This is a genomic window from Rhodospirillales bacterium, from assembly GCA_016712595.1.
Taxonomy (GTDB): Bacteria; Pseudomonadota; Alphaproteobacteria; order Rhodospirillales; family Defluviicoccaceae; genus Defluviicoccus.
Genome location: JADJQT010000002.1, coordinates 51,202 through 62,825, shown reverse-complemented (window position 1 = coordinate 62,825; position 11,624 = coordinate 51,202). Strand labels below are relative to the sequence as shown.

At 62.9% G+C, this 11,624-nt stretch carries 7 protein-coding genes, 6 pseudogenes and 1 other annotated feature; of the genes and pseudogenes, 4 read left to right on the top strand and 9 right to left on the bottom strand.

The genetic code is table 11. The annotated features are described in order from the left end of the window. The first annotated feature begins 411 nt into the window (after window positions 1–411). Window positions 412–822, top strand: coding sequence for an SBBP repeat-containing protein (locus IPK66_12245; protein ID MBK8175993.1), 411 nt, complete (start codon window positions 412–414; stop codon window positions 820–822). Between the two features lie 41 nt (window positions 823–863). Here the strand turns inward: IPK66_12245 and IPK66_12240 are convergent, their stop codons facing one another. After that, the gene (locus tag IPK66_12240) at window positions 864–1,184 is read right to left on the bottom strand and encodes a hypothetical protein (protein ID MBK8175992.1); all 321 of its coding nucleotides are present in this window, start codon (window positions 1,182–1,184) and stop codon (window positions 864–866) included. A 7-nt stretch (window positions 1,185–1,191) separates the two neighbouring features. On the opposite strand from IPK66_12240, the gene IPK66_12235 reads away from it, so the two are divergent. Both IPK66_12235 and IPK66_12230 read left to right on the top strand, forming a co-directional pair. Beyond that, the gene (locus IPK66_12235; GenBank protein MBK8175991.1) at window positions 1,192–1,509 is read left to right on the top strand and encodes a transposase; all 318 of its coding nucleotides are present in this window, start codon (window positions 1,192–1,194) and stop codon (window positions 1,507–1,509) included. 488 nt (window positions 1,510–1,997) lie between these two features. Further along, window positions 1,998–2,363, top strand: coding sequence for a hypothetical protein (locus IPK66_12230; protein MBK8175990.1), 366 nt, complete (start codon window positions 1,998–2,000; stop codon window positions 2,361–2,363). Between the two features lie 1,218 nt (window positions 2,364–3,581). Here IPK66_12230 and IPK66_12225 read toward each other — a convergent pair. After that, window positions 3,582–4,948, bottom strand: a pseudogene (locus tag IPK66_12225) (IS66 family transposase). Window positions 4,949–5,010: 62 nt separating this feature from the next. On the opposite strand from IPK66_12225, the gene IPK66_12220 reads away from it, so the two are divergent. After that, a complete protein-coding gene (locus IPK66_12220; protein ID MBK8175989.1) occupies window positions 5,011–5,343 on the top strand; it encodes a tyrosine-type recombinase/integrase in 333 nt (110 codons plus the stop codon). A 152-nt stretch (window positions 5,344–5,495) separates the two neighbouring features. Here the strand turns inward: IPK66_12220 and IPK66_12215 are convergent. The 7 genes and pseudogenes from IPK66_12215 to IPK66_12185 form a co-directional block, all read right to left on the bottom strand. Next, a pseudogene (locus IPK66_12215) lies at window positions 5,496–5,804 on the bottom strand (transposase). A gap of 16 nt (window positions 5,805–5,820) precedes the next feature. Further along, a pseudogene (locus IPK66_12210) lies at window positions 5,821–6,905 on the bottom strand (IS110 family transposase). A 291-nt stretch (window positions 6,906–7,196) separates the two neighbouring features. Next, a pseudogene (locus IPK66_12205) lies at window positions 7,197–7,751 on the bottom strand (IS3 family transposase). Window positions 7,752–7,983: 232 nt separating this feature from the next. After that, window positions 7,984–9,042, bottom strand: a pseudogene (locus IPK66_12200) (IS110 family transposase). A gap of 56 nt (window positions 9,043–9,098) precedes the next feature. Beyond that, window positions 9,099–9,203 (bottom strand) — a sequence feature (AL1L pseudoknot). Beyond that, window positions 9,161–9,499, bottom strand: coding sequence for a transposase (locus IPK66_12195; protein ID MBK8175988.1), 339 nt, complete (start codon window positions 9,497–9,499; stop codon window positions 9,161–9,163). (Overlaps the previous feature by 43 nt.) 51 nt (window positions 9,500–9,550) lie before the next feature. After that, a pseudogene (locus IPK66_12190) lies at window positions 9,551–9,719 on the bottom strand (transposase). A gap of 73 nt (window positions 9,720–9,792) precedes the next feature. Beyond that, entirely contained in the window at window positions 9,793–11,190 is a 1,398-nt protein-coding gene (locus tag IPK66_12185) for an oligosaccharide repeat unit polymerase (protein MBK8175987.1), read from the bottom strand. Window positions 11,191–11,624: the final 434 nt, after the last annotated feature.

Genomic DNA, 11,624 nt, shown 5'->3' with positions numbered 1-11,624 from the left:
CTCCCACTTGAAAGGAATATTCGTAACGATGCTCGAACCCCATCCGAACCGCGCGCTCGCGCATCTCAGACGAAAATTTCGCAGGATCCCCGGGCTTGTCCACTGCTCGATCCTCTCAAAGGGAAGAGCCTCCGGCAAACCCGGGGCGGTTTAATGGTGTATCGCGCCGAGCGTGCGATCGCCGGGTGCATCGGCGCTCGATGATAACATGAACATTTCACTCGGTACGTGGCCGGCAGTCTGCCACGATGGTCATTGCGTGAGACGGGGGGCTGGCCAGCAGGGGGCGTACGGGCAGCACGCGAACACCTTTTCGGTATCTGTCACCCGCTCTCGACGTATGCGATCTCGACCGCGAGGCCGACTTGGTTCGGCGCCGGCACCTGAATCTTGGGGAGAGGAGCACGGACGATGGGCAGCAGACTGCGCACGATACTCGCCGCAACCCTGCTGGTGACGGCCACCACGGCCGCGGCGGCCGACCCAGAGTGGATCAAGCAGTTCGGGACGTACGAAGTAGATGGGGCTACCGGGATCGCGACCGGGCCGGACGGCCGGGTGCACGTCGTCGGCGACACCTACGGGCATTTCGGCGCATACAAGGGCGGACACGACGCCTTCGTCATCACCTTCGATCGCGACGGCCGCGAGCTGTGGCGCCACCAGCTGGGCACAGCCGAGGATGATGGTGTCACGGGCGTCGCCACCGACGCGGACGGTAACGTCTATGTGGTGGGCTGGACCAGCGAGCCGCGGCCGGGCAACAGTGTCGGCGCAGGGGACGTCTTTTTGATCAAGTACGGGCCGAACGGGCCGCAGTAGCGGCGCGCCTTAGCCGTCCGTTGACGATGTGTCTGTTGTGATCATGTCGGGTTGACGGTGGCGGCGACGACGAGGAGGCCGAAGTCGCCACCGCCGTCCGAGTCGGGGACAGCGACGAGGAGCGTCGTCAGGATTTCCTCGCGGCAAACGACGAACGGCCGCACCCGGCCGTGGGCTGCGGCCTCCTTCGGAGTTCCGGCGCCGATCGGCAAGCGCATCAGGATGCCGAGGCTGAGGCCGGCGACGTGGATCAGGTGGCGCTTGTGGACAGTTTCCCGGCGGCGCCGCCAGGTCCGGTGCATACCGCCGCGTTCGAGAGTGTGAGCGAACGACCGCTCGACGATCTCGGCCCGTTTTCGCATTCCTGCCTTGCCGACCGCAGTGCGCGGGGGTGCGGTTGGGGTAGACGGCGTCTATATTACTTGGTCAAACCTGCCGGCCGAGCAGACGCGATTCATCGTCCGCAGCCATTGGCGCGTGGAAAACAGCCTTCACTGGGTCACGGACATGGTGTTCACAGACGACGAGTGCCGGGTCCGGACCGAAAACGCCCCGGCCAGCTTCACCACCCTGAAACACATGGCCCACATCCTCTTCCGAAAGGCCAAAAGCTGGGACACCCTGCGCCTCCGACGCAGAGTCGCCGCATGCCACGACGAATTCCTCGCAAGCCTCGTCACCGCATGAGTCCTTCATCCGATTCCCCTGGGGTGCAGGATAATCTCCCTTGACGGCTGATAACAACAACTGGTACGTTTGGGTTAAGACGTTGTTGGTGCGACGCCGCCGCGGGGAAACCTTCGGCGGCGTCGCCCGTTTTGGGCATTGATCGCCCCCGTCTTGCGAATAAGGAACTCCTTGGCCCCGAGCCACACGGGGCGGCTGGGCGCGGCATATCGCTGCCCGAGGCGATGCAGGACTCGGATGGCATCGCCCACAGTCGATTTTCCTTTGCGTCGATCCGGCTGCTGCGAGAGCCACCGGTCAAAGGCGAGGCGCAGGCGATTTTCGATGGGCTGGCGGAAAATTTCGAAATCTATCGTAAGCTCGGCCGCGCCGACGGCATCGGCCACGTCGGTGAATGCGTTCACAACGCTGCCGCAGGCAGAGAACGTCGCCGAAGTCCGCGCTCGCTACGATCCTAATCCAGGTGGACGTTGCCACAGGGCCGGCGGGTGGATCGGCTTGCCACCGGCTCTGGGGACAAGACGGCGCGGCTGCAGCCGTATGGCCAGCGACTCGTCGATCTCGCCTGCGCCCGCGTCCACGATCTGCCGCTTTTAGAACTCGGCAAGCAGAACTTCGGCATCGAAAACGAATGGTGGACGCCCGAGGTCTCGGCCGCGCTGCGCGCCAAGCTGGGCCTGGACATGCCCCCGCTGATCTCGTTACCGTCCACTGATGTCCGCTTCCGGCCAACACCGCGATGTTCCTTCTGGCGAACCTGCGTTGATCCGGCGGCCGCCCAGCCGGGGCGGCGGTGTCGATCCGATCGTCCGGGCGAGCGTTACTGGCAAATACCCCCTATAGTTGTAAAATAGAAAATGCTATCGTCCTGTCCGATGGCGGCAAAGGTATGTTTATGACTGAACAGACTGTTTTACAGATTTCAGCGGCATGGACGGAGTATATGCGTTATCATGGGATGCAAAACACCCTCGGCAGCATTAAGAGAGATCCAATATGCCCATACTATGGTTGAGAGATGCTTAGCCGGGAACGCCTCTATACTTTCGGGGATCTGCGCGCCCAGGTGCCGCTGTCTGAGGAGACGCTGCGCAGTGTCCTAACCGAACTTGGCTTCGCGCGGCCGGGGCGGCGCGGCAAGTGGCTGTTCACCAGCGAGCAGGTCGAGCAAGTGAGGGAGGCGGTCACGTGTCGGACGGTATCATCGTCTGGCCGCCGGGTGAAAGATGGGCCAACGATCCCCAAAGACGCAACAAGTGGTGCGTCATTCGCGTCCCCATCGGCCGCCGCGGCAGGGAAAAGGTGCTCAAGGGCGTCACCGATCCCGAAGAGGCACGATCCATTGCTCGAGAGTATCTTGCAGCGGCGTCGGCAGTCACGGCAGACGAGCACGACGACAAAATTGCCGAGCGAGGGTTGATGCCGCGGAATTTCAAGGAATTGGCTGCGCTCTATGTCAATGCCAAGGACTTGTCCGGGTACGATCACCGATTGCTGGAAGCAATGTCCGAATGTTGGGTGGCGACGGTCCAGCAGCGCGTCGGCGATCTACCATTGGCGGAGCTGACGCCGGCGCTGGGTCAGATCGCCGCTGCGGCGATGAAGCCGGGGCGGACGGCCCGCGCCAAGAACCGGGCGGTGATCCATCCCTATATGGCGGCGCTGCATTGGGCTGGGCGCCAACAATGGCTCCCGCGCATGTACACCGAAGCACTGCCCGAGGTAGACCGGCGGACGCGACGGCCACGGGCCGACGATACCGAGCGTCCCCTGGAGGCGGTGCGCGATGCTCGCCCGAACAAGTACATGAGCCGCGCCGACAAGGAAGACCATCGTTACCGCTATCTGCTGCTGTTGGTGTTGTTCCGCCAAGGATGGCGCATCAGCGAGACTCTACGCCCGGACTGGTCGCGCATCGATCTTGTGGCTGGGGAGTTCATCGGCTTTGAGTGCGATAAAGGGGATGCCGAGAAGACGTTGGACATGCATCCCGATGTCTACGAGGCGCTTGTCAGCCTGCCGAAAGGCGATCCCGAGCGCGCTGCCCGCGAGGTATCTGCTCACCCCCCTGGCTATAAAGCTGCGGGCGTGGTCTGGAAGGTGCCGGCGAGGAGTTGGGCGATGGCTTGCCGGGCGGTTTGGCCGTGGAGCCCTGCGGTGCTGGTGACGGATCGGTATCCGGCGTGGATGTGCGCCCCATTCGAGCGAAAGCCGCCGGTGACCTTGCGGAACACGACGGACGGACGGATTTCTCGCTCGCAGGCGTTGTTGGTGGCTGGCACGTCTGGGTCTTCGAGGAAGACGAAGAACGTCGTCCGCCACGCCTTGACTGCGGTTTGCAGCTCGCGGCCGGCGGGATGCGCCGCGGGTGTGGCCACGAGCGCATCGAGGCGGCGTTCGGCGCGGTCGTGATAGGTGGCGAGGGTCGCCGGCCGCAGGGCATCTCGCCGTCGGCCGATGCGGATCGCCCAGCGCAGCAGATCGCGCAGCCGGGGCGCGAAGACGGTATCGCCGCAGTCGATGGCATACTGGACGTCACGCAGGAGGTGGGCGAGACAGACCTGATGCGCGGGCGCCAGATCCTGCTGGCCGGCGTAGCGGTCGGACACCCAGACCGCCGGCCGGTGCTCGCCCAGCACCTCTTCGGCGACCGCTTTCGCCCGGCGGGGTGCGATCTGGTGCAGCACCGCCTTGGTGGTGACGAACACCCAATGCCAGTGGGTGGCGCCGTCGATGCGGGCGGTGGTCTCGTCCGAGGCGATCACCCGGGCGGCCAGCAGCCTTTCCTGATCGCGGCGCACGCCGCCGTCATCGCTGTTTCAGCGCGGCGGAAGGCGTTGGCGATGGCACCCTCGGAGATCACCAGCCCGAACAGCTCCGCCATCATCCGCGCCAGCCGCTCGAAACCGACATGATGGCTGTGGTGCAGATACAAAAGCAGCGCCTGGATTGACGCCCAAAAGGGTGTTCCCAGCGGCATGCCGTCCGGCGGGGCGGCGCGGAAACGGCGGCCGCAGGCAGCACAGCGCCCGCCGAACAGCTCAACACGGGTCACCACCGGTGCGATTGGCGGGATGTCGATGTGATCGTAGCGATGGCGGCAGATCTGCCTCTGGCCCGAAACGTCGGCGGCACAATGCGGACACGTGGTGGCCAGCCGCTTGATCGTCTCGTCCGGCACCTCGCTCAGCGACCGCGCCGAGCCCGGACGCGAGGGCCGCAGCTTGCGCCGCTCGCCATGCTTCTTGTCCCCGCTTCCGCCCGGCTTGCGGTCCTGCGACGGCGGCGTGTGGCTGTTCCGTGACGTCTTCTTCGGTCGCGCCAGCAGCGCCTCGAGTTCCGTAATCCGCGCCGCCTGACGTTCGATCAGCGCTGCCTGCTCGGAAAGCAGCGCGTCCTTCTCATCGTCGCTCAAGCGGTATCGGAACGGCAGAGTCATCCATACCTTGACTCACATCCAGCCCGACCCCGCAACCCAAAAATCGCCAACCACCTGAGCAGATACCCCGCGAGAGGCACGGGCGGGTCTTCCCGTGGCTCAACCGCAGCAATGTCTATCGATGGCTGAAACCCTGGTGCAAAAGCATCGGTGTCGCATTCACGCCCCATATGGCGCGCGTCGAATTCGCGTCGCGCTTGAGCGAAGGCGGGCAAAGTCACACGGTGATCGCCGATGTTGGGACTTGGACCGACATCCGGGTGGTGGCGCGCTACACCCGGACCGACCGGTGTGCGCGCCGCGATGCCCTGCTGTTGGCGTCTTCTCCACCGGGCCAAAACGAGCAAGACCCGGCCTGCCGGGTGGGAAACGCCGCTGGAACCGATGGTAAATGACTTTTATGTATTGATATCAAAAAGATACGACTACAATGGCATTGCGGAGGTCAGGGGTTCGACCCCCCTCGGCTCCACCAATCAAAACAAAGCGTACGGAACGCTCCCGACTGAACCGCCCCGGGTTTCCCGGAGGCGGGTTGGTTCGAGTCCTACGCCGCCACGGCGCGGGGCTCCATTTCGGCGGAGAACTTTGCTTCGGCCTCGGCTGACGGGGTGTTGTCGATCGGCTCGAGCAGGCGGCGGTGGTTGAACCAGTCCACCCACTCGAGCGTAGCGATCTCGATGGCCTCGAGGCTGCGCCATGGGCCGAGACGGCGGATAACCTCGGTCTTGAACAGCCCGATCACCGTTTCGGCGAGCACGTTGTCGTAGCTGTCGCCGACGCTGCCCACCGAGGGCGCGATACCAGCGTCGCCGAGGCGCTCGGTGTACCGAATGGGCAGGGATTGCGAGCCGCGGATGCCCTTCTGTTTGTCAAGTGGCGATCTGCGCCTGATTGATCTCCTGCCTTCTTTGGCGGATGAGGGAGAAGATTTCTCGCGCGATGTAGCGCTTGAGGCACCGAATGGCCTCGAGCTTGGAATGGCCCTCGGCGATACGCTTTGCGATATAGCTTTTGGTGCGGGGGTGTCGGTGCGAAGCCGTCCGATGGCGATGATGTGGAGTGCGCTGTTGGCTGCCCTGTCGCCGCCACGGTTGAGGCGATGGCGCGTTGTCTTGCCGGAAGAGGCTGGGACCGGGCTCACGCCGCAGAGTGCAGCGAAGCTTGCTTCGGACTGCAGGCGCTCGGAGTTGTCGCCGGCGGTGAGGAGGAGCTGCGCGGCGGACGCGTGACCGATGGAATTCCGTGTCACCAGGGCGGGAGCAAGCTCGTCGACGATGGCGGCGATCATGGCATCGAGGTCGGCGATCTCGTCGTGAAGTTCGAGATATCGGCGAGCGAGAGACTTGAGCGCGATCCGATAGGCAGTTGCCACATTGCGGTAGTCAGTCATGTCCGGGCGCCAGGCCGCCAGCGTTCTGATGAGTTGCATGCGGGTCAGCTTGCGCAGCGTGTCCCGCAGCTCGTCGGGCGCACAGACGACCGTGTTGTGGATCATCTGCAGCGCGACGCGCCGGGCGGCAACCGCCGTCTTCCGGCAGGCTTTGAGGACACGCAGGGACTCGATCATGCCGTCACGGGTCTTGGGGGTGACGGTGCGCTTGTCGGTGAAGGCGGCATGGGCGGCATTCTGCGCATCAAGATCGTCGTTCTTGCCGCGCTTGCGACGATCGCCGCTGTCTGGTGTCGTGACCTCCAGGACCTCGACGCCGGCATTCTGCAGGTAGCGAAGAAGTCCCGCGCCGTAGGTGCCTGTTGCCTCGACGCCGACCCGCCGAAGCTGGCCGAAAGAACGCATCCAGGCGAGCATCTGCTTGTAGCCGTGCCGGGTCGTTGGGAAGCACTGGCCGCCGAGAACCCGGCTATGTTCGTCGACGACGGCGGCGACATGGAGATCCTTGTGTGTCTCGACGCCGCCGACGACGAAGCCGTTGGTGGCGCTTTGCTCGACATGCATGGCAGAACTCCGGAGGGAGAATGTAATGGCGATTCCGCCAACACCGAATGCCTGGACAGGATAGTAACGCGACAGAACGTCAGGCCCTTCTCGGGTCACATGCATCGGCAAGGCGAACCTCGCCGCCAGGTGTTCCCGAGCGGCCGACAAATCCGGGGAAAGACACGGATGGCGGTCGATCGGAGTGCGGGTCAGGCCGCACCGAGGCACCTTGCGGCACCAGCCATCCTAAACGGTCGATCGCTGTGAGGGTCAGGCCGCCCAGGAACAGCTGGCCGGTGCACACTTACTGTCGGAGTGATGAATCAATCCGCCGCCGCTCGCGGGCCGTCGAGCATGGATCGCCTGCTCCAGGGCGTCGAGCACGAAGCTCGCTTCGGCGCTCTCCGACACCCGCCAGCCGACGTTGCGGCGAGCGTAGGCAGCGATGACGAAGGCGGCGTAGACGACGCCCGCCCAGATAGCGACATACGTGAAGTCGGAGACTTACAGCCGGTTCGGTGCCGGCGCCTGGAAGTCCCGGTTCACCCGGTCGAGCGGACAGGGGACGGCCTTGTCGCTGATCGTGGTTCTCACGGATTTTCTTCAAACAATCCCTTGCAGACCCATCTGGCGCATCAGCCGGGCGACGGTGCAGTGCGCCACATCGATCCCTTCGCGGGCGAGCTGCCGCCAGATCTTGCGCACCCCGTAAACCCGGAAGTTCTCCGCCCAGACCCGACGGATTTCGACGCGCTGAGCGACGTCACGACGCACCCGCGGCGGCGCTTTCGACGGATCGGCCCGCCAGGCGGCGTGGGCGCGGTAGGTGGACGGGGCGATCGGCAACTCCCGGCAGATGGGCTCGTGTGTGGACGCCCTCGTGGTGTCAAGCAATTCTCGGGTCGCGTTCGGAGCGTGTGGTCAGGTGCGGTCGTGTGTCCGGCCTCGTGATGCGGCCTTCGAACGCCGCGGGCCCGTATGGAGATATGCAGGTCGGATCCATTTCGACCCCGCGCGCTCGAGGCGCCTGAGCCGTTTTGCTGGGTTTTCCGACCCGATCTCGTGACCGTTCGCCCTTACGCTTCCCTCGCCCTGCTCACACCTCCGACGTCATCCCGGCCGCCGATCGCTCACGCGACGGTCGCCGGAACTCGGTAGCCTCGTTCTTGCTCATCATGGCCCACGCCATCCTGGCCATGCGGTTGGCCAGCGCGACGGCGACCAGCATGCGCGGCTTCTTCGCCATCATGCGCGCCAACCACGATCCCTCCGGCGCCCCTTTGCGGGCTGCCCATCGCACGACGGCGACTGCGCCCGTGATCAGAAGCCGGCGGATATCCCTTTGCCCCATGCGCGTGATCCTGCCCAGGCGCTCTCGACCGCCGGTCGAATGCTGCCGCGGGGTGAGCCCCAACCAAGCCGCGAAGTCCCGTCCCTTGGCGAACACTTCCGGAGCGGGGGCAAAGGTGACGAGCGCCGTCGCTGTGATCACGCCGATGCCGGGCATGGTCATCAACCGTGCCACCGCCTCGTCCTGCGCCGCGCGTTCGCGGATCTCCTTGTCGAGCGTATCTATACGCGTGGAGAGGTCGTCGATTTGAGCGAGTAGTACGCGTGCCAGTTCGACCACGGCATCCGGCAGCACATCCTCCTCGCCCTCGATGAGCGCCGTGAGGAGGCCGACATGGGCGACGCCGGTCGGTGCCACGACGCCGAACTCGGCCAAGTGACCGCGCAAGGCGTTGATCGCCTGGGTACGCTGCCGCACGAAGAGATCCCGCGTCCGGTAGACCATTGCCGACGCCTGCTGTGCCTCGGTCCTGACCGCGACGAACCGCATCGTCGCGCGCGCTGCCGCTTCGGCTATAGCCTCGGCATCGGTCGCATCGCTCTTCTACCTCTTCACGAACGGCTTCACGTAGGCCGGCGGGATCAGCTTCACGGTGTGCCCGAACTCTCCGATCGCGCGTGCCCAGTAATGGGCGCTGGCGCAGGCCTCCATCGCGACTGTGCAGACCGGCCGCTCCGCGAAGAAGGACAAGACTTGCCCGCGCCGCAGCTTGCGCCGGAAGACGACCGAGCCGTCCGCGGCCGCCCCGTGCAGCTGGAAAACGTTCTTCGCCAGATCCACCCCGATGACGCTAACCTCGACCATGGACGCCCTCCTCTGTAGCGGTCTTCAACACCACTACCTTGGCACATCGATGCCGTCGGGAGGGCGTCCACTCCATCGACCCCGTAGACGTCCCAGTGGTCGTCGATGAACAACACCATCACTTCTGTCGGCGGTCGAGCTCCACCAGGGCGAAATACGCACTCGCCTTGTGCAAGATCTCGTTTGGTTGCCGCAGCTCGCGGACCTCGCGCTCCAGCGCCTTCAGCCGTGCCCGCTCGCCCGTCGACAGACCGAAGCGTTCGCCCCCCCGGTCACGCTCGGCCTGGCGTATCCACAAGCGCAGCGTCTCGGGCGTGCAGCCCACCTTCTCCGCGATCGATCGCATCGCCGCCCGCTCCGACGCGTGCTCGCTCGCATGATGCTCGCGCACCATCCGCACCGCGCGCTCGCGCAGCTCGGCAGGGTACGGCTTCACCGGCTTCTTCGTCGTCTCCATAGCCCCACTCTCTCAAACGTCGGGGCCTCCGGGAAACCCGGGGCGGTTCAGGCCGTAGCGCTCCTGGATCTTCGCCCAGGGCGAGTGGTCCGAAACCGCCAGAGGATGCCGTTGAGCACCTGCTGATCATTGACCCAAGCACACCGCAGGGCTTATTGGGCAGCAAAGGCGAAAGAATCGACCATTCATGGTCCGCCAGTTCGTAGCGGCGATGCGTCATTAAGGCTCCCTCCATTGGAAAGCCTTGAATCACTCGATACAGAAAACAACCAGCGATTTTATAAGTTTAGGACCTAAAGTGGGCGATGCCCTCGGAATTCGTTGCTGGGCGTGTGGACATTTGATTGCCAGCGCTCCTCGCCGAGAACGACGGATACGAGGAATATGAGCGCAAGACAAATCATGATGATTGGAAAATAACGTGTATTAAATAGATAATGAATTCTCGGCAGCTCAAGGACACCAATAAACCATGACGGAAAGATGATCAGACCAGCAAAAGTGCCACGAACGAACGAACGATATATGTATCCGGTTAATAGGCCAAATAAGAATAAAAATACAAGCCCTCCTGCTGGGCCAAAATCAACTATTGGCATGTAAATTCCTGACGGATTATTGAATTCTTCTGTGGCATTCCAAAATAACCACGCATTGTAATCTAATATACGCAGACCAAGAAGCTTGCTCATGTACGTCTGCCCAATCTCCCATGGGAACTGCCAGTACCACTCAGCAGTATTTAGTGGAGCTCCAATACCTCCCCAGTCACGGACCAAGCCAGCGCCATTATCTAATGCCGTTATATAGTACCCAGAAAATCTCGCCAGAATGAACACAAAAAAATTATCGTATTGGTATTTGTAGTATGCGGACCATGAGCGAAAATACTCAAATATTGAGAAAAAACCGAAGAGCCCCATCGCGCCGAACATCGGCATCAGTGCCGTCAGACGAGGGAATCGGGGCCGGCGGAGGTAAAGAATGGCGAGCGGAATGACGATTTCGATAACCGCCAGACGCTCACTCCATATCACGTTGCGGATCAAGGCAAGGAAAACGATGGCCAGGAGCGCGACAAACTCCAATCGGTTAGGGCGCAGGGATGGAAGACAGAAAGATCGAACACCGATCAGTGTCACGTAGACGACCTGGGCCTGTACCAGCGTTGTGACACCAGGGATGGTGCCGATCATGTCGCGAATACCGAGTTCGGCACCGCGGCCGGACAGAACAGCGATCAGCAGTGAAGGATTGCGCGCGACCGGCATAAACCAGATCGCATAGGCGGCAACGGAGATCGCCCAAAGTGTCCAGCAGGTATAAGTCATGAACCGTGGAAACACGCGGGATTCTGCCATTGTCGCCAGCGGCCGGCCGGCCGGATCGCCCGTTGATGCCGACGCCAGAAAGGATCCAAGGGCGAAGAACAGTACCCCGCCCAACCCCAGCAAATAGAGATTGAACGTCATGAACTTGGCGAAACGGCCAAGCTCCCAATGGAATTGGACAGGAACGATCCAGGCTGCGGTTAGCAGCGGCAACATGATGAGCGGGGCCAGCGCATGCGGCGCCATCCACCAGGGCGTCCGGGCCGGGCTGTATCGATCGGCGGCATTTTTCATTGCGCGACAGTCCAATTCGTCTTTGCTGTTTATCCGGCAAACCTCGTCACCGCGCGCATCCAGCAATCTTGCTCACCGGCCCTCCACACCATTGCTCTTCTAGCGTTCCGCCCCTGGGCGGCGATCGACGAGTGCGCTGATCTGCCTGATCAAGGGCATTCCCTGCCATACCCAAGAGTCATTGACCAGAAAAAGGGAATGAGCGCTTTCGAACAAAGCCGTCGCCATCACCCCACCGTATCGTATCGCCAGCGGCGCTGAGGTGCGCTGCCAGCGTTCTGACCAATTACCGACTTCCAAATTCTCCGCTCGCCGGCACGTCGTGACCGGATGCGCGGTAATCGTCGGCCCGGCTATGCCGCTTCGGCCTACGCACCATGGAGATGCCGACACTCGCGAACCGCTGGGTTGTTCGAACGCGCTGTTGTACACTTATACCGGATCTGAATTTAACCGTCTGTTACCGTCGACACAGAGTCAACCACCGAAGCGTGATACAT

Coding starts and splice junctions, on each gene's coding strand:
- IPK66_12195 (MBK8175988.1), bottom strand. CDS start 9,499: ATGGAGACGACGAAGAAGCCGGTGAAGCCGTACCCTGCCGAGCTGCGC.
- IPK66_12240 (MBK8175992.1), bottom strand. CDS start 1,184: ATGCGAAAACGGGCCGAGATCGTCGAGCGGTCGTTCGCTCACACTCTC.
- IPK66_12245 (MBK8175993.1), top strand. CDS start 412: ATGGGCAGCAGACTGCGCACGATACTCGCCGCAACCCTGCTGGTGACG.